The following is a 19,134-nucleotide window of genomic DNA, read 5'->3' as shown; positions in this document are numbered from 1 at the left end:
TATAACGAACAGTTTTGCAAAACATCATGCCGATAGTTTTCCAAGAAACTGCTGCGTCCTTTCATTCTGCGGATGGTCTATCACATCGGTTGGCCTGCCCTGCTCAACCACTCGTCCTCCATCCATAAAAACAACATTTGTGGCAACATCGTGGGCAAATCCGATTTCATGCGTCACCACCATCATGGTAATTCCTGTTTCTGCAACTTCTTTCATCACCTGCAGAACCTCGCCAACCAGTTCTGGATCCAGGGCTGATGTAGGTTCATCAAATAAAATAACCTCCGGATTCAGCACAAGCGCTCTCGCAATACTCGCTCTCTGCTGCTGGCCTCCTGACATCTGTGACGGATAATAATCCAGCCGTTCTCCCAGCCCGACTTTATTCAGGGTTTCAATACTCCTTTCCCTGGCTTCTTTTTTATCCATCTTCTGAACAAGTACCAGTCCTTCCATGACATTTTGCAGGACTGTTTTGTTCTTAAACAGGTTGTAATTCTGGAAAACCATGGCCGTTTTCTTTCGGAGTCCGTAGATTTCTTTTTTCGTCGCCTGTTTGCAGTCCACCTGAATATCACCGATCCGGATGGTTCCCTCATTTGCGGGGCCAAGAAAATTGATCGTTCTCAGAAACGTTGTCTTTCCGGAACCACTGGGTCCCAATATGGCAAGAACTTCTCCCTTATTAATATCAAGATCAACACCACGCAAAACTGCCAGATCGCCAAATGCCTTTTTTATGCCGCGTACTTCTATCAAGCTGCTCATTATATCCACCTCTTTTTTCTGTCTTATTTTCTTCTGCCAATACTGTTTCTTTTGTTTTATTCTTTACGGCATCCCGGAAGTTTTCTTCTTTTCCCCTTCCTGTTTTTTAAATACAGACACCGCGCTGTAAATCATTAATCCAACCATCGCAATCTGCAGGACTGTCACATTAATATTCCTGACCAGGCGGACGGCAAAAACAACTGCCACTGTGCCAAAAACGCTTGCAAGAACTGCCTTGCCGTTATATTTTTCCGTTTTCAGGAACGCAAGCCCTCCAAACGTGCTGCTTACCGCGTTTCCAGTCATTACAACCGGGTAAATTGACCGGAGATCCATTCCCAGAACCATTAAAAGCGCGATAGCAGGAACGGTCGCCCCGATGCCGGCCATATTTAAGGCTCCCAGAAAAAAGAATGAGATAAACGCCAGATATCTTTTCCATCCTGCCAGCTCATATAACGTTCCTCCTTCCATTCCATTAATCAAAAGTTTGACAATAATCATTGCTGCTGTAGCCAGCATTGCAATGCCGATCACCATACTGATTTTTCTTCCGCTCAGTCTGGAAACAAGTGCCGAGCCGATAACTGCTCCTGCGGTTTCAAATACGACACATCCGACCAGCAGCCCTGCCTCAACCGGAAAAAGGGAGGTATAGGACAGGGCCATCGCGCAGACCGGAAGCACAGCTGCCGTGATAATTGTCCCCGGAAGCACGTCATCTTTTACAATCCCGGCTGCTCTGTATCCGAAAACTGAAATTGCCGTATCCGAAACGCCAAAGGTTCCAAAAAACATGGCAAGCACGGAAATCAAACCATAAAGCAGATAACTTCCTTTCTCTTCACGAATCTTTTTCCGATGACGAAACAATGCGAAAGAAGCGAAGAAAATATAGACGCACGCAAGTCCCAGTACAACGCTCTGTATCATTTTCATGGCATTTCTCATCTTCCGGCCGCTGCGGTTTTTACTTTTGTTCTCCCTATTGTCTTACCTGCCGGACGTACATCCTTCCGGTTAAAGACACCGGCATGCCGTTCCCAGATGCCAAATAAACGCTCCAGCAGAAAATTTAATCCCCAGTAAATCAAAGCGGCATCCGCATATGCTTCCAGATAATTAAGGCCGGCTCCTGCTAATGTTCTGGCTTCTCCCATAATGTCCATGACCATAACCATGTAGGCCAGTGAAGTATCCTTAATCAGTCCGATAAACGTATTCCCCAGATTCGGAATGGCCTCCACAAATGCCTGTGGGAGAATAACTTCTGCCATCATCTGCCTTTTTGTCATTCCGATGGAAATTGCCGCTTCCCACTGTCCGGAATCCACCGATTGAATCGCCGCCCGGAAAACCTCCTCCATATAGGCCGTATAGTTCAGGGACAGTGCTGTCGCCGCGACAACCATCGGGGGAATATCCACATATGTTTTTATCCCCATTGCCTCTGCGATACTCTGAATAGCAAGCGGAAGAGCAACAAACACCAGATAAAGCTGTACCATAATCGGAACGCCCCGCATGATCGTGATATAAACGGAGGAAAACCCGGACCAGAATTTCTTTTGCTCAATTCTTGCCATTGCCATTAGAAAACCCAGGATGGAACTGACCGCCATGCCGATAACCGTCAGCAGAAGCGTAACCGGAATTGCAGAAAGGATTTTCGGAAAGCTTTCAGCCGCGAACTCAAAATTAAAAATCATATTCTACCTCCTCTCCCTATGCTTCTGTATTCAGGATGTCTGATGTGCAACAGCAGCCTGGGCGACCCGGATATCTTTGCTCAGACCCCACTCGACTCTCCGGAACACAATGTCCAGTCCCTTGCAGACCAGCCAGTACAGCGCTGCAACTGCCAGATAAATCCCGACGGCGCCAACTCCTTTTGTCAAACCGGCCAGCCCTTCTCCTCTTCCCATGATATCTATGAATCCTATGGAGAACGCCAGCGATAAAGCCTTATAATCATCAATCAGAAGATTGCTCATATTGGGAAGAGCGATCCTTGCCGCCTGGGGAAAAATGATATGCCAGAAGATCTGACTGTTTTTCATGTTAATGCTCATCCCTGCCTCCACCTGTCCAAAATCCACAGAAGTATAAGCAGAACGGAAGGTTTCGCAAAGAAAGGCTCCAAGATTAAGACTATAGGCAATAAAGACAAACAATGCGGCCGGCCATCTTGTTGCATTCTGATTGCCAAAACCGTTAACGGCTATCGCCCGCAAACCGAAATACACAATCAAAATCTGAATCAGCAGCGGTGTTCCGCGGATAAAAGAGATATAAATGTTCACCAGAACATTTCCAACCGTGTTTCCCTTCAGCCTTACCCAGGCCAGCAGCATGCCCAGAACAATACCGACTCCTATTATTCCCAGAAAAAGAAGCAGCGTTGATGGTATCACACTGATCAGCTTTGGAATTGCGTTAATGAATGATTCAAATTGTTTCATAACAATCTCCTTTCGCTAATAAACATCTGACACCGTCCGCCGGATAAAAAAGAAGGAGCAGAACCACTTCCGGGTTATCTGCTCCTTTGCATCATTCCTATATTGATCCTACACCGTTCTATGCCTATGCGTTGTATGAGTTTTGCTTCGATGTATGATCTCTTTTCGGTTTATCAAATACTATCACCATCATAGCATAAAGTCAACTTGGCTATTTTCCCAAGTTTTTTCACATAAATAGAAATATTATCTGTGATTTGACGAAATCCGGCATGATTCATCTGACTGCTTATGCCTTCAGATCCGGGTAATTCCCGGCAATATATTCTCTTATCCTGCGCACTGCTTCTTCCAGGTTCTGGTCAGAATTAGCAAAAACCAGCCGAAGATATCCCTCTCCCATAGAGCCAAAGGCGGATCCGGGAACGGTTACCACCCTCGCCCCGCGAACCAGCTCCTCCGCAAACTCCTGTGAGGTCTTTCCAAACGCTTTGATATTCACAAAAATATAGAAACTGCCTTTTACCGGTCTGCAGGAAAATCCCGGAATAGAATTCAGACCATTCTGCAGAATATCCCTTCTCCTGCAATAATCCTCAGACATCTGCCGGATGCAGTCCTGCGGACCGGTAAGGGCTTCTACCGCTGCCTTCTGGATAAATGTAGAAACACAGGATACAATTCCCTCCTGCATATGCGGAAGAACACTTTGAAACTGCGTGGGATACAGCATATACCCGATCCGCCATCCGGTCATTGCATATGTCTTTGAAAAACTGTTAAGCGAAAACAACCTGTCACGAATGGATTCAATCTCTGACATGCTGAAAAACTCGGTATGATCAAATAAGATCTTGTCGTACGGTTCATCTGAAAAAATATAGAGATCATGCTTCTCTGCAATCTCCCCGATTCTTCTGCAGTCCTCCTCTGTCAGTACTGAACCAAGTGGATTACTTGGAGAATTTATAATAATCGCCTTTGTTTTCGGGGTAACCGCTTTTTCAATATCCTCCGGACGGATCCGGTAATCATTTTCCTCGTAGACATCGACCCCTGCCGGTTTTCCGTGCGCAAGCATAATCTGCCCCTGGTAATTGGCAAAGGACGGATTTGGCACAATTACCTCATCGTCCGGATCCACCACTGCCAGAAGCCCCAACGTAAGGCCTTCCAGCGCTCCCACCGTGATAATAACCTGGTCAGGATCGTATCCTTTGTACCTTGCAGCAACCGCCTCCCGGAGTTCCGGAATTCCGGCATTGGGCGCGTAATGCGTAAATCCATCATCAATCGCCTTTTTTGCAGCTTCCCGGACGTTCTCCGGTGTGTCAAAATTCGGATCTCCGCAGGTTAAATCGATGACATCTTTATACTGCGCTGCCAGATCAAACATTTTTCGGATTCCTGATGCCGGATAGTTTTTTGCAATTTTTGACATTTCCATTGACATTTCCTCCTTTTCCACTGACAAATATTCAGATATGGGCATCAAACGTACCTTTTGCGTCCATTTATGGTCACGCATGATATCAGACTTTTAACACGATAATTATATTTTCCTGACGAAAAAAAGCGGAATCTGTTCAGATCCCACTTCCTTGTGAAAAATGCTGTCACTTTTACCAGCCTTATTTTATATTTTAAACCACCATGCCCACATTCAGCCCTCAAAGGCTGCCTACTTTTCTGTGTTCCTTCTGCTGGAAACAATACACGGGCTTATACCGCTCCTTCTTCCTCGCTGTCAATATGATATTCCCTCATGCTGTGCTGCATATGGAGCGCCATTGCCTGTCTTGCGCCGTCTGCGTCCCTAAGCTTCAAATAATTGATAATCATCTTATGATCATCCAGAACACTGTCATATAAAACCTGTCTTTTCTCCCCGGCCTTGAATTCTTCTATCAGCCGGTCCTCGATCATCTGCATCAGCTGAACAGCAAACTCATTATGCGTTGCCCTGGCAATAGCCATATGAAACTTTTCGTTATTGCCCATATCTTCATCCGACTCAAGACTATGTTCCTGAATTTCTTTTCCGATTTGAATGATATTTTCCAGCTCTGCTTCGGTTGCCCGTTTTGCCGCAAAATAGGCAGCCTGCGGCGCCAGCATATAGCGAAGCTCGTAAATATCCCGCAGTCTCCTGTTCTGCAGAGACAGTGCTGCTTTTGATCCGAATCCCTGACTGTCATCCACATGATCAGTTACAAAAGTTCCCTTTCCGCGGCGAACTTCCAGAACATTCTGGGTTACAAGAAACTGAATGGCCTCCCGCACAGACGTCCTGCTCACACGCAATTCCTCCGCCAGTCTGTTCTCGTTGGGAAGTTTTTCACCGGAATGATATTCCTTTTCAACAATAATTTTATTCAGCAGCTCCTGCTTGGCTCTGTCCGCTACCTTCATTGGCATCCACCTTTGCTTTCCTGCGCGAAATTCCGGATATTATCCAGTGCATGTTCAATCATATCTCTTACTGCATGATCCGTATAAAAAGCTGTATGTGGCGTAATAATCACGTTAGGATAGCTCTCAAGCACAGCCACATCATGATCTGTCGGAATAGAATCCCGATGATTGATATTATAAATCCGGGGCTCATGATCCACAACATCAAGCCCCGCCTGACTGATTATTCCGTGCTCTATACCATAGATTAAAGCCTTATTATCAATATTGGATCCCCTTGATGTATTAACAATAACCGCACCTCGCTTCAGGAGTTTTACATTTTCTAAATTAAGCATATGGTAGGTATCATCATTTCCCGGCGCGTGAAAGGTGATTACGTCCGACTGACGAAGCAGTGTTTCATAAGGCACATACTCCGCATGTTTTTTTACCTCTTCGTTTTCATATTTGTCATAAACCAGAATTCTGCTTCCGAAGCCGCTGATCTCCTGAATCACCGTTCTTCCGATTCTCCCGCCGCCTACCACTCCGACCGTCATATCCCGCAGCTCTCTGCCCTGATTCTGCGCCAGCGTGTAATCTCTCACCTTGTAATGCTCCAGAATATACTTTTCCTTCCGGAGACACATAAGTATCAGCATAATCGCGTAATCCGCCACCGCATTTGGCGAATATGTAATATTTGTCACTTTTATGCCAAGCTCTTTTGCGTAAGCAGGATTAATGTGATCCAGTCCTATGCACCTGCATGAAATAAATTTTACTCCGATATCCGCAAATTTTTTCAGCAGTTCATCCGGAACCTGTGTGCCCACAATGGTAATAATCGGAATTCCCTCTGCAAGAAAGTAATTTTCCATGGTGGGCTGAGAACTGCAGTATGTAAATTCAAACTCCCCTGAACTCTCATATTCCTCAAGCAGTTCTTTTTCATCCTCTCTGCAGCTATAGACCAGAACTTTCATTGCAATCATCTCCTATCCGTGCCTACATTTGTAATACATCGCTAACGATGTATTACAAATGTAGGCTTTTCTATTCTGCCTGTCAACTGTTTTTTCAAAAGATTATTTTAATCAAGTAGAAGACGAAGCAGAAACTCCCTAAACAGAAAATCAGGATTAAAAAAGCTCCTCCGGACAGGGAAAATCCCTGTCATCAGAAGAGCCTATCTGATACTTCTCTGTTTAGGATTTCAGAATCCTACCCGGATGGTGCTGCGGATTCCCTTCAGCTGGGCAATACCGTCACGGAATTCATGCTCCGGCATCTTTTCCGTGATAAAAGCAAATTCCCCTGAAATTCCGGGAACACTAAAGCTTTCCACATCCCCGAACACACCGTTTACCCTGACAATCTCCTGCGCCATACAGCCTTCCATACGAACAAAGAAGCGGTTGCGCACATTCTCAATATCCATAAGTTTAAGCGGACGGCTGCTCCAGTTCATGATGATATGCTTGTGCAGATGTTTCGCGCAGTCCACCACGTCTGCCACAACCGCGCTTGCTGTCGGCAGTTTTCCCGCTCCGCTTCCGTAGAACATGGCATCGCCCAGCACATTGCCATGGATAAAAATAGCATTGAAAACACCCTGCACACTGTACAACGGATTATGCGCGTTAATCATTACCGGGCTGACCATAGCGTAAAAACCGTCGTGCACCTTTTTGCTTGTGGCAAGCAGCTTAATACTGGCTCCAAGGCTCTGCGCGTACTTGATATCTGTCGCCGTGATCTTTGTGATTCCCTCGGTGTAAATATCCCTGTAATCGATATGTGCGCCATAGGCAAGTGAAGAAAGAATGGCTATCTTACGGCATGCGTCATATCCTTCAATATCTGCTTCGGGATTTCTCTCCGCATAGCCGTTCTGCTGCGCTTCCTTCAGCGCCTCATCGAAATCCAGCCCGTCCACTGCCATCTTTGTCAGAATATAATTGGTGGTGCCATTCAGGATTCCTTCAATTTCATCAATTTCATCTGCGGTAAGGGAGGAGTTTAACGGACGGATAATCGGGATTCCTCCTCCGCAGCTTGCCTCAAACAGATAGTTGATATCTTTTTTTTCGGCGATCCGCACTAATTCTGTCCCATATTCCGCCACAAGCTCTTTATTGGATGTACAGACACTTTTTCCCGCTTCCAGCGCCTGTTTTGTAAATTCATATGCCGGATGCAGGCCTCCCATCGTCTCCACCACAATGCTGACTTCCGGATCGTTCAGGATAACATTGTAGTCATGAACAAGCACCTTTTCCACCGGATCACCGGGAAAATCTCTCAGATCCAGAACGTATTTGATTTCAATATCATCCGCTGCCTTTTTGTTAATGGAATCGTGATTTTTCTCAATCACCTCTACCACGCCGGAACCGACGGTTCCATATCCGAGAACAGCAATCTTTATCATACTCCAGTTTCCTCTCTTTCAGCCTGTAACGGTTTTACGTCAACTTTTCTTTTATTCTCTTCCCAGAATGCGAAGCTCCCGCACGCCGGACCGCTCTTCAATTTTGCTTAGCATACCGGCTACGTCGCCCTGCTGAGGGATTTCCACACTGATAGTAAGCGTGGCCACACCATTTAAGGGTATGGACTGGTGGATCGTCAAAATATTACCGTGATATTCCGCAATCACATGCAGGACATCCGAAAGAATTCCTGTTTCATCCTTCACCTGGAGTACAATCGTAATGGTTTTCCCTTTTGCCGTGTCGTGAAACGGATAGATATCGTCCTGATATTTGTAGAAAGAACTCCGGCTGATGCCTGCTTCTTCGGTGGCCTGCTGGACCGTCATACGGCGTTCCTCTATCAGCCTCCGGGCCTGCAAAACCTTCAGCAGGACTTCCGGAACGGCCTTTTCTCTTACCAGATAATAGGTATCCCCCATGAAACTCCTCCATGTGCGTTCGTCACAGAAATACATCTGTCTGCCACTCATGGATGGTATCACAATAAGTCTTGCCGCGCAAGTCCTAAATCTTTTTCAGTTCCCTGTATAGCGTCCGTCAGAACCAGACACTTCGCTTCCGCCATATGTTATCTGCCTTTCTTTCAGCCGTTTCAGCCGCACAAATCCTCCCTCGCTACATATGGCAGAGACGGCACATCCAGTTGCACTGAAAAAAGCTTCTGTACCGGAATACCCGGTACGGAAGCTTTTCTTTACTGCTGGGCTGTCTGCCCTTTTTTCTTCAGGGCCAGCCATTTCAGATAAGCATTGATAAACGGATCCAGATCGCCGTCCAGCACGGCATCCGCCTGCGGACGTTCGTAATTCGTCCGAAGATCCTTCACCATGGTGTACGGCTGAAGAACATAGGACCGAATCTGATGTCCCCAGGCGATATCTGTTACCTCGCCGCGGATTCCGCTCAGCTTTTCCTCCTGTTTTTCCTGTTCCAGAAGATACAGCTTTGCCTTCAACATCTGCATGGCCTTATCTTTGTTCATGTGCTGTGACCGCTCATTCTGGCAGGTCACCACAATTCCGGTCGGAAGATGGGTAATACGGATAGCCGAAGAGGTCTTGTTAATGTGCTGTCCGCCTGCACCGCTGGAGCGATAGGTATCTACACGGATATCCTCATCCTTTACCTCTATGTCGATATCCTGCTCGATATCCGGCATGACATCGCAGGAAACAAAGGATGTCTGTCTCTTTCCGTTTGCGTTGAAAGGCGAGATACGCACCAGACGGTGTACGCCCTTCTCAGACTTCAGAAGCCCGTAGGCATTTTCTCCGTCTACCTGGAAAGTGACCGATTTAATCCCGGCCTCATCGCCTTCCAGATAATCCAGCTCTTCAATCCGGAAACCTTTCCTCTCCGCCCATCTGCAGTACATACGGTAGAGCATGGAGCACCAGTCCATGGCCTCCGTTCCGCCGGCGCCGGCATTCAGGCGAAGAATCGCGTTGTTGGAATCGTATTCTCCGGACAGAAGCGTTTTGATCCGCATATTGTCCAGCGTTTCAATAAACTCGTCCAGCATCTCCCGGATTTCCGGGACCACAGACTCATCGTCTTCTTCCTCGCCCATCTCGATCATCGTCTCGATGTCTTCTTTGTCCGTTTCCAGCTTTTTGTACTTTTCCAGGTCATCCTTCAGATTTCCCAGCTCGATGGTCTGTTTCTGAGCCTCCTCCGGATTATCCCAGAAATTCGGCTCCTCCATCTTTCTCTGCAGTTCCTCTATCCTCTGCTCTTTACTGGCGAGGTCAAAGTGAATCCCTCACTTCGACCAACGGCTGCTCATAGGAGCGGATTTCCTGCTTCATGTTTTCAAGTTCAACTACCATTGGCTCACCTTCTTTCGTGATATTTTTATTGATAAGTCCAGTCGCAAAGCAGGGACGGGCGCATGCTTGCATGCAGACCTGGCCATGCTTTAGCGACGACAACAGGTATGAGCATGAAGTGACGCGCATGCGGCACGAAAATGCGAATGCCTGTTAGCGATGCGAGAGCTGCGTAAGCAGCGTAGCAGCGCGGTGGACTTATTTACACAACTTACACGGCTTTCCTGCCGTGGCACTGCTTATATTTCAACCCGCTGCCGCAGGGGCAGGGATCATTCGGATAAATCTTTTTCTGTTTCCGCTGCACGGGTTTTTTCACATCGGAATCATCTTTGTTTGTTCCGGTAACCTCTGCAACCTGCTCCCGCTCTACTTTCTCCTGCACACGTACGTGGTACAGAAGGCGGATCGTATCCTGCTGAATGTTCTCCGTCATTTCGTTGAACATATCATAGGCGATCATCTTGTATTCCACCTTGGGATCTCTCTGCCCATAAGCCTGCAGGCCGATTCCCTGACGCAGCTGATCCATGTCATCGATGTGATTCATCCACTTCTCGTCAATGACACGAAGCAGAACCACTCGCTCCAGCTCACGAATCTGCTCCTCCGCCGGGAATTGGGCTTCCTTCTCCTCATAGAGCTTCACGGCCGCTTCTTTCAGCTTCTGCTTCAGCTCGTCCTTGCGGAGTCCTTTCACGTCGTCCTGCGTAATTTCCCGGATCGGAATCACCGGAAGCAGGAGCTCGTTTAACTCCCTGAGATCCCATTCATCGCTCTCCGCATCCTCGGAAATACAGCGGTCCACCATTCCATCCACGGTATCGTAGATCATCTTCAGGATGGAATCCCGCATGTTCTCCCCGTCCAGCACACGGCGGCGTTCTTTATAGATAATCTCTCTCTGCTCGTTGTTCACGCTGTCGTAATCCAGCAGATTTTTACGGATTCCGTAGTTGTTGCTCTCGATCTTCTTCTGCGCTTTTTCAATCGCGGAGGAAAGCATTTTGTGCTCAATCTGCTCGCCCTCTGCAACGCCCAGAGACTTAAACACGCCCATCAGCTTCTCGGAACCAAAAAGACGCATCAGGTCATCTTCCAGGGAAATATAGAATCTGGATTCTCCCGGATCTCCCTGACGGCCGGAACGGCCACGCAGCTGATTGTCAATTCGTCTGGACTCATGGCGTTCTGTTCCGATCACCTTCAGGCCGCCGGCCTCCCTGGCCGCATCGTCCAGCTTGATATCGGTACCACGGCCGGCCATGTTGGTCGCTATGGTCACCGTTCCGGCCTCTCCTGCATGGGAGATGATTTCCGCCTCCATCTCATGGAACTTGGCATTCAGTACCTGGTGCGGAATGCCCTCCCGCTTCAGCATGCGGCTGAGCAGCTCAGATGTATCAATATTCACCGTGCCGACCAGCACAGGCTGGTTTTTCTCGTGAGATTCCTTGATCTCTTCCACAACCGCGTTGTATTTTTCCTTCTTGGTCATGTAGACAGCGTCTTCATGATCCACACGGATCACCGGTTTATTAGTAGGAATCTCTACTACATCCATCCCGTAGATGTCACGGAATTCCTGCTCCTCGGTGAGGGCAGTACCGGTCATGCCGGCCTTCTTTTCATACTTGTTAAAGAAATTCTGGAAGGTTATCGTCGCAAGGGTCTTGCTCTCACGCTTGATCTTCACATGCTCCTTTGCCTCGATCGCCTGATGCAGCCCGTCGGAATACCGTCTGCCCGGAAGCACACGGCCGGTAAATTCATCGACAATCAAGACCTGGTCATCCTTGACAATATAGTCCCTGTCGCGGAACATCAGATTATGCGCACGGAGCGCCAGAATAATATTGTGCTGGATATCCATGTTTTCCGGGTCGGACAGGTTCTCGATGTGGAAGAACTTCTCGACCTTTTTCACGCCCTGTTCGGTCAGCGTTACCAGCTTGTCTTTTTCATTTACAATAAAATCTCCGGTTTCCTCGATTTCTTCGCCCATGATGGCCGTCATCTTGGTCACTTCGCCGGATGCCTCGCCGCGTTCCATCTGGGAGGCAAGGATATCGCAGGTTTCATAGAGCTTGGTAGATTTTCCGCTCTGGCCGGAAATAATCAGCGGGGTACGGGCCTCATCAATCAGAACAGAGTCTACCTCGTCGATGATGGCATAGGCCAGCCCTCTCTGTACCAGCTGTTCTTTGTAAATCACCATGTTGTCCCGAAGATAATCAAACCCATCCTCGTTATTGGTCACATAGGTGATGTCGCAGTTGTATGCCGCGCGGCGCTCGTCCCCCTTCATACTGTTCAGTACGCAGCCTACCGTGAGGCCGAGGAATTCATGCACCTTGCCCATCCAGCCGGCGTCACGGCTGGCCAGATAATCGTTGACCGTAATAATGTGAACACCTTTCCCGGTAAGCGCATTCAGATAGGCCGGCATGGTGGAAACCAGCGTCTTTCCTTCTCCGGTCTTCATCTCCGCAATTCTTCCTTGATGAAGGATAATTCCGCCGATGATCTGCACCCGGTAGGGCTCCATGTTCAGCACCCGCTTTGCCGCCTCTCTTACCGTGGCAAACGCCTCCGGAAGAAGGTCATCCAGAGTCTCCCCGTTTTTCAGGCGGTCTTTGTACTCCTGTGTTTTCGCGCGAAGCTCTGCATCAGACAGGTTCTGCATAGACGGACGGAGGCTCTCGATTTTATCCACAAGAGGCTCAATCCGTTTCAGCTCCCGCTGGCTGTGGGTGCCGAAAATTTTTTCTGAAAGTTTCATAAATTAAAGTGGTGCTCCCTTCTTGACTGCTTCAGCTTTCCGGCTCAATCAGGCCGTAGGTATTTCCCTTCCTCTTGTAAACGACGTTTACCTGATCGGTATCCGCGTTCATGAAGACGAAGAAATTATGCCCCAGCAGCTCCATCTGAACGCAGGCGTCCTCCGGGTACATCGGCTTAATATCAAATTTTTTGGTTCTGACAATCCGGATCTCTTCATTCTCCAGATAATCGTTGTCCACGTAAGCCTTCTGGAAGTTCTCTGCGCTCTGCTTTTTATCGATAATCTTGTTCTTGTATTTCCGGAGCTGTCTCTCTATTACCTCTTCTACCAGGTCAATCGAGACATACATGTCATTGCTGACCTGCTCCGAACGGATAATTCTTCCTTTTACGGGAATGGTCACCTCGATTTTATGTCTCTCCTTCTCTACACTCAGTGTTACATTCACCTGTGTGTCCGGAGTGAAGTAGCGATCCAGTTTTCCAAGTTTTTCATTGACCGTCTGACGCAGTCCCGGTGTTACATCAATATTTTTACCGCTGATTGTGATCTTCATAAGCAGTTTCTCCTTTCATGGGGCTTAAAATCCCCTAATGGAATAAGGGTATTATAGCAACTGCAGGGGGCAAATGCAACGAATGTACCCCCTTTCAGCGTCAGACAACCGCCGTCGGATCCAGTGCGTCCCGCAGCGCGTCTCCGACAAAGTTGACGCAGACGACCAGGATGATAATGACCAGTCCGGGACTGATCCAGAGCCACGGCATGCCCGTAAGCACGGTTACGGATTCGGCACCGTTCAGCATATTGCCCAGGCTTGCCGCCGGGGGCTGTATCCCCATCCCCAGAAAGCTGAGCGCCGCTTCATCCAGAATGGATGTCGCCATGACGGTTGTTGCAAAGACCAGGATATTCGTCATAACATTGGGAAGAATATCGGAAAAAAGGATATAGGAACGTGGCATCCCGGCAATCTGGCTGCTTTTGACGTAATCCTGCTCTTTGATCGACAGAATGCTTCCCCGGACCAGGCGGGCGACTCCCGGCCAGTCCACAAAACCGAAAATCAGAATGATACTCCAGAGTCCGGGCTTGAAAATAACGCTGGCCACAAGGATCAGGAGAATGTACGGAAAAGACATGACCATATCGGTAAACCGCATGAGTATCATATCCAGGGCGCCTCCCACGTAGCCGGCAAGAAGTCCCAGGAGTACTCCCAGCATAGTGGAAATGACCGTGGCCATAAACCCTACAAACAGGGAAACCCTGGTGCCGTACAGCAGCCGGGAGAGTACGTCCCTGCCGATCTGATCGGTTCCCAGCAGGTGCTTCAGGCTGGGAGCCGCGGAAAATTCAGATGTGATTTCCTGCGGGCCATACGGTGCCAGCACCGGCGCCAGCAGCGCCAGAACAATGATAACAGCCACAATCCAGAAGCTGACTACCCCAGCCTTATGATGTCTGAACCGCCGGATGACGGACTGCAGATAACTTTCTTCCATATGATTCCTCCGTCACTCATAACGAACTGTGGGATCCGCCACAGCATACAGAATATCTGTTACCAGATTGGCCGCAAGAACAACAACTGCCGAAAGCAGGCATACGCCCATAATAACGGGATAATCCCTGGCCAGCACGGCATTCATGGTCAGAAGGCCCAGCCCCGGCCAGGAAAATACCTGTTCCACGATAATAGATCCGCCGAAAAGCCCGGGAATTTCCATCCCGATTACCGTGATGATGGGAATCAGCGCGTTCCGGAGCGCATGCTTATAGATCACCATTCGCCGGCCGATTCCTTTTCCCTTCGCCGTCCGCAGATAATCCTTGTTCAGAATTTCCAGCATGGCAGACCGGATGTAACGGATGTTCCTTCCTGCCATGCTTACGGCAAGCACAATGCAGGGCAGAATCAGATAACGGAGCTGTACGCCGTTTCCCGCTGTTCCCAGCTCCCTCATGCCGTTGGACGGCAGCCAGCCCAGTTTCACGGAAAACAGATAGATCAAAATCAGCGCGAGAAAGAATCCCGGTATGCTCTGTCCCAGGAAGGACAGTGTGACAATCGTGTAATCGCTTTTTTTATGGGGATGCAGCGCGCTGTAGATTCCCCCGAAGATGGCAATCAGCATACTGAGGACCAGGGCAGAACCCGTCAGAATGAGCGTCGGTCCCAGATGGGAAGCAATCTGGGCCGATACCGGCTGATAATCCTTGTAGGAATATCCCAGATTTCCGTGAAGAACCTGCCCCAGCCAGCTGAAATACTGGACAATTATCGGTTTATCCAGCCCCAGCGTCTCTGCCCTTCTCTGCAGCATCACCTTGGAGACCTTCGGCCCCCCACTCATAATTTCGATCGGATTTCCGATCAGCGTCATGATCCAGAAATCGACAACGGTAATGCCCAGCAGGACCACAACCGCAATCAAAACGCGTTTGACAATATATTTGGTCATGACCGGTCCTCCTTTCCGCCCGCGGCTATCCTTTCCCACTCAAAGCATGCCGCCAGATGCGGCGGTTCCCCCGGCGCTTCCGTGTGCCGCATTTCCGGCTCGCTCATCCAGCAGCGATCCGTGGCATACGGACATCGGGAGGCAAAACGGCACCCTTTCGGCAGGTCAACGGCGGATGGAACCTCCCCTTCTATTTCTGTCCGGGTAAGCGTCCTTTTGGTCGGATCCGCGACAGGAACCGCGGAAATCAGCATCTGCGCATACGGATGTCTCGGATTCCGGAAAACTTCGGTTCCCGGCCCGATCTCGACAATTTTCCCCAGATACATCACGGCAATCCGCTGACTGACATAGTGGACGGCTCCCAGGCCGTGGGCAATGAACAGATACGTGACCCCCAGCTCATCCTGGAGTTCCTTCAGCAGATTCAGAATCTGCGCCTGAATCGACATATCCAGGGCAGACACCGGTTCGTCACAGACAATCAGACCCGGATTCAGGGACAGCGCCCGCGCGATGGAAATTCGCTGCCTCTGTCCCCCGGAAAATTCATAGGGGTAACGCCTGCCGGCATTTTTCGGCAGTCCCACCTGTTCCAGCAGCTGTTCAATCCTGCGGTTTACATCCGCCTTCTCTGCCATGTGATGATACAGCATGGGCGCCGCAAGAATGTCGCAGACTCTCTTCCGGGGATTCAGAGAGGCATAGGAATCCTGAAAGACCATCTGCAGCTCCGTGCGGATTCCCCGAAGCTCTCCGCCCGGCATATGGACCAGATCCTTCTTTTTATACAGGATCTCGCCGGACGTTGGCTTTTCAATTCCCACCAGCATTCTCCCGACCGTTGACTTTCCGCATCCGGACTCCCCTACCAGTCCCAGGGTCTCTCCCTGGAAAAGCTCAAAGCTGACGCCGTCCACCGCGTGCAGAAGCCGGCGGTTCCTCGGAAGCAGCGCCGTATTTGCCTGCGGATAATATTTCACCAGATCCCGAACCTGAAGTATCGGTTCTTTTTCCTTTCCCTGTTCTTGCTCCATGTGCTCCGTCCTCTGCCCCGCAATCTACTTCTGTTCCTTCTTTGCCAGTTCTCCTGCCCTGCAGCACCTTACATAATGCCCTGCCGAGAGCTCCGGCATCTCCTGCTTTTCGCGGCAGGCCTCCTGCGCATAGGGACAGCGGCCACAGAACCTGCATCCGGTAATATCCCAATAAGTCTCCGGGACAGTTCCCCGGATCGAGGCCAGTTTCCGGTCTTTTGCGTCGTCAATGCCGGGAGCCGCTGCCAGCAGCGCCCTTGTATACGGGTGAAGAGGATTCCGGAACAGTTCAAACACATCTGCCTCTTCAATAAACTGCCCCGCGTACATAACCATTACGCGATCCGCCATCTGCGCCATCAGCCCGATGTCGTGCGTGATCAGGATCATCGACATATGGAGGTCGTCCCGGATTTTCTGAATCAGCTGCATAATCTGCGCCTGAATGGTCACATCCAGCGCGGTTGTCGGTTCGTCTGCAATTAAAAGCTTCGGACTGCAGGACAGCGCCATGGCAATCATGACCCTCTGCCGCATTCCTCCGGAAAGCTCGTTGGGATATCTCCGGGACGCCGAAACCGGATCCGGAATACCGACCTGGTGAAGAAGAACAACCGCTCTTTTTTCCGCTTCTTTTTTGGTCATATGCAGGTGCTTCCGAAGAACCTCTGTGATCTGGTTTCCCACCGTAAAAGCCGGATTCAGGCTTGCCAGCGCGTCCTGAAAAATCATGGAAAGATCCTTTCCCCTTATCCTGTCCAGTTCTTTTTCCGGAATGGACAGAAGATCCTTCCCGTCAAAAAGCGCCTGTCCCTGCTTCACATATCCGTTGGCAGTTAACAGCCCCATCACCGCAAGGCAGGAGACGCTTTTCCCGCATCCGGATTCCCCTACAATGCCAAGCATTTCTCCTTTATTGATATGAAAGCAGACATCATCCGTGACAATTCTTTCCCCAAAATCACTTCTGAAACCAACACGCAGGTTTTTTACCTCTAATACCGGCTCTTCCATGAACAATTCCTTCCTCTATTCCTGCTTTCCCGCTCTTCCCGAAACTGGCTTCCGCGATTGTAGCATATCGAACCGCCGCATACAACTCTATCTTAACAGAGCGCCAAAGGCAGTGCCCCTGGCGCTCTGAATCATACTTCTCTTTTTATACGCTCCATTCCTGGATGTTGTCAAAAGCCCCGTAAAAACTTGGCGTCACGTTTTTCAGCCTGTCGCTGACCACGCCCAGATTACTCTGGAAATACATGGGGAACATCGGCGCGTCCTCAATCACCTGCTCCTCGATTTCGTTATACAGGTTTTTCAGCTCCGTATCGTCTGTGGTCTCCTGTGTCTTGGCCAGATCCGCATCCACCTTTTCATTGTAATAGCCGCCGGACCAGCTGAAGTCCTGTACATCAATCAGATTTTTGATATCCGCCCAGTAATCGTTCGGAGTGATCGTATACTGCACGGAGAAGAAATCCTCCTCATCTGTGCCGCCGATTGTCATCAGTGTCGCAAAATCCACGGTATTGATCTCTATTTTTACGCCTACATTCTGCAGATACTGCTGGACCAGCTGGGCCGCTTTCACCGCGGTAGAATCACTGGAGCTCACATAATACTGCAGGGTCTGCGAGCTGTCCCAGCCTGCTTCTTCCAGAAGCTGTTTTGCCTTTTCCGGATCATAGGAGAGCTTCGTTTTGCCCTCATTATAGAAGGGGCTTCCGGAGCAGATAAATCCGTCGGTCACCTCACCCTGCCCGTTCAGAAGCTGCTTCACAATCGTGTCTCTGTCAATGGCGTAAATGATAGCCTGGCGCACCTTGGGATCGGACAGGTATTCCTTGCTGGTATTGAACAGCGTCATCTCGTTAATAATGTTGTCTGTGTATTTTGTGGTAAAGCCTTCCAGATTTTCTACCGCCTCGCGGTCCTCAATCGGAATCGAGCTGGAGGGATGTACCATGTCGATCTCCCCGGACTTCAGTCCGGCAAGAATTTCACTTCCCTGCATAATCCGGAAATTGATTTTCGGAATTTTCGGGGCTCCCTCAAAATAGTTTTCATTGGCATGGTAAGAGACATAATGTGCCGGATCGTAATCATCCAGGAAATAAGGCCCGTCCACAACGTCCGGATGGCTGAACCAGCTGTCCGTCAAAAGCTGGTCGTCCGGAATGTCCTCAATGGCATGTTTGGGAAGAATGCACACCCAGGTTGCCACATTATTCAGGAACGTGTTAAGGGACATATGCTCCTTGCAGATGAACTCCAGATTTTTGTCATCGGTCTTGTGGATTCCCTCGATTTCTGTCGCCCCCTCCGGTGAGGTTCCGTCGTCATTAAAGCCCTTGAAAGGTGTGAAATCAAAATTAGGATTCGCGACCGCCGGGCAGGTAAACTTCAGGATTGTGTAAATCACGTCATCGGATGTTACCGGCTCCCCGTCGGACCAGGCCGCGTTATCCTTTAACTTCACCTTGAAGGTCTGATTGTCATCGGTCGTGATGCTTTCGGCAAGCAGATAATCCGGCTCATACTTATTGTTAAAAGATACCAGCGGAAGAAACATCATGCTCGTTGCGTAATAATTGATAAAGGTAACATCCATATTCAGCGGATTTACCGTGCCTACCGTATCGGTAAACGCGATATTGACAATATCATCTCCGGTCTGGACCGCTGCCGCATCTGTGCTTCCGGATACCGCCGCGCCGGACGTTCCCGTCACAGAGCTGCCGGACGAAGCACTTCCCGAAGCACTTCCGCAGGCGCCAAGTCCCGCCGCCATAGCCAGCGCCAGCCCGGCGGCCAGTATTTTTTCCTTCCATCTCCCGTTCTTTCTCATAGCTCCCTGTTCCTCCTATTCTGCCGGAACCCGTTCCGGTAA

Annotated in this window: 17 protein-coding genes; all 17 read right to left on the bottom strand. The window is 49.4% G+C overall.

What is annotated here, in order from left to right:
* Positions 1 to 24 precede the first annotated feature (24 nt).
* Positions 25 to 759, bottom strand: coding sequence for an amino acid ABC transporter ATP-binding protein (locus tag FYJ60_RS03065; RefSeq protein ID WP_154457551.1), 735 nt, complete (start codon positions 757 to 759; stop codon positions 25 to 27).
* 72 nt (positions 760 to 831) lie between these two features.
* On the bottom strand, positions 832 to 1,710 hold the full coding sequence (locus tag FYJ60_RS03060; RefSeq protein WP_154457115.1) for a sulfite exporter TauE/SafE family protein: 879 nt from the start codon (positions 1,708 to 1,710) through the stop codon (positions 832 to 834).
* An 8-nt stretch (positions 1,711 to 1,718) separates the two neighbouring features.
* On the bottom strand, positions 1,719 to 2,480 hold the full coding sequence (locus tag FYJ60_RS03055) for an amino acid ABC transporter permease (protein WP_154457114.1): 762 nt from the start codon (positions 2,478 to 2,480) through the stop codon (positions 1,719 to 1,721).
* Positions 2,481 to 2,510: 30 nt separating this feature from the next.
* Complete coding sequence (locus FYJ60_RS03050) at positions 2,511 to 3,233, bottom strand: amino acid ABC transporter permease (protein ID WP_154457113.1); 723 nt, start codon at positions 3,231 to 3,233, stop codon at positions 2,511 to 2,513.
* Between the two features lie 289 nt (positions 3,234 to 3,522).
* Positions 3,523 to 4,680 carry a pyridoxal phosphate-dependent aminotransferase gene (locus tag FYJ60_RS03045; protein ID WP_154457112.1) on the bottom strand — a complete coding sequence of 386 codons (1,158 nt, stop codon included), beginning with the start codon at positions 4,678 to 4,680 and terminating at the stop codon, positions 3,523 to 3,525.
* A gap of 275 nt (positions 4,681 to 4,955) precedes the next feature.
* On the bottom strand, positions 4,956 to 5,651 hold the full coding sequence (locus tag FYJ60_RS03040; protein ID WP_154457111.1) for a FadR/GntR family transcriptional regulator: 696 nt from the start codon (positions 5,649 to 5,651) through the stop codon (positions 4,956 to 4,958).
* Positions 5,642 to 6,616, bottom strand: a complete 975-nt coding sequence (locus FYJ60_RS03035; protein ID WP_154457110.1) for an NAD(P)-dependent oxidoreductase — start codon at positions 6,614 to 6,616, stop codon at positions 5,642 to 5,644. The genes FYJ60_RS03040 and FYJ60_RS03035 overlap by 10 nt, the downstream gene beginning before the upstream one ends.
* Before the next feature lie 230 nt (positions 6,617 to 6,846).
* Complete coding sequence (locus FYJ60_RS03030; RefSeq protein WP_154457109.1) at positions 6,847 to 8,064, bottom strand: homoserine dehydrogenase; 1,218 nt, start codon at positions 8,062 to 8,064, stop codon at positions 6,847 to 6,849.
* Positions 8,065 to 8,115: 51 nt separating this feature from the next.
* The gene (locus FYJ60_RS03025; protein WP_154457108.1) at positions 8,116 to 8,547 is read right to left on the bottom strand and encodes an ACT domain-containing protein; all 432 of its coding nucleotides are present in this window, start codon (positions 8,545 to 8,547) and stop codon (positions 8,116 to 8,118) included.
* A 275-nt stretch (positions 8,548 to 8,822) separates the two neighbouring features.
* A protein-coding gene (gene prfB / locus FYJ60_RS03020; protein ID WP_154457107.1) for a peptide chain release factor 2 occupies positions 8,823 to 9,957 on the bottom strand; the annotation gives its coding sequence in 2 pieces (ribosomal slippage) (positions 8,823 to 9,878 and positions 9,880 to 9,957; 1,134 coding nt in all).
* Positions 9,958 to 10,168: 211 nt separating this feature from the next.
* Positions 10,169 to 12,739, bottom strand: coding sequence for a preprotein translocase subunit SecA (gene secA / locus FYJ60_RS03015; protein WP_154457106.1), 2,571 nt, complete (start codon positions 12,737 to 12,739; stop codon positions 10,169 to 10,171).
* Between the two features lie 31 nt (positions 12,740 to 12,770).
* Positions 12,771 to 13,298, bottom strand: coding sequence for a ribosome hibernation-promoting factor, HPF/YfiA family (gene hpf, locus FYJ60_RS03010; RefSeq protein ID WP_154457105.1), 528 nt, complete (start codon positions 13,296 to 13,298; stop codon positions 12,771 to 12,773).
* Positions 13,299 to 13,398: 100 nt separating this feature from the next.
* Positions 13,399 to 14,247: an ABC transporter permease gene (locus FYJ60_RS03005; protein WP_154457104.1), complete on the bottom strand. Its 849-nt coding sequence runs from the start codon at positions 14,245 to 14,247 to the stop codon at positions 13,399 to 13,401.
* Between the two features lie 12 nt (positions 14,248 to 14,259).
* Positions 14,260 to 15,207 (bottom strand): ABC transporter permease, encoded by a 948-nt coding sequence (locus FYJ60_RS03000; protein ID WP_154457103.1) that lies wholly within the window; start codon positions 15,205 to 15,207, stop codon positions 14,260 to 14,262.
* Positions 15,204 to 16,244, bottom strand: coding sequence for an ABC transporter ATP-binding protein (locus FYJ60_RS02995; RefSeq protein ID WP_154457102.1), 1,041 nt, complete (start codon positions 16,242 to 16,244; stop codon positions 15,204 to 15,206). Before FYJ60_RS02995 ends, FYJ60_RS03000 begins: the two co-directional genes overlap by 4 nt.
* A 24-nt stretch (positions 16,245 to 16,268) precedes the next feature.
* Positions 16,269 to 17,258, bottom strand: a complete 990-nt coding sequence (locus FYJ60_RS02990; protein WP_154457101.1) for an ABC transporter ATP-binding protein — start codon at positions 17,256 to 17,258, stop codon at positions 16,269 to 16,271.
* Between the two features lie 145 nt (positions 17,259 to 17,403).
* Positions 17,404 to 19,092, bottom strand: a complete 1,689-nt coding sequence (locus FYJ60_RS02985; RefSeq protein WP_154457100.1) for an ABC transporter substrate-binding protein — start codon at positions 19,090 to 19,092, stop codon at positions 17,404 to 17,406.
* Positions 19,093 to 19,134: the final 42 nt, after the last annotated feature.

The organism is Bilifractor porci (assembly GCF_009696005.1).
Taxonomy (GTDB): Bacteria; Bacillota; Clostridia; order Lachnospirales; family Lachnospiraceae; genus Bilifractor; species Bilifractor porci.
This window is presented reverse-complemented; position numbering and strand designations above follow the sequence as displayed.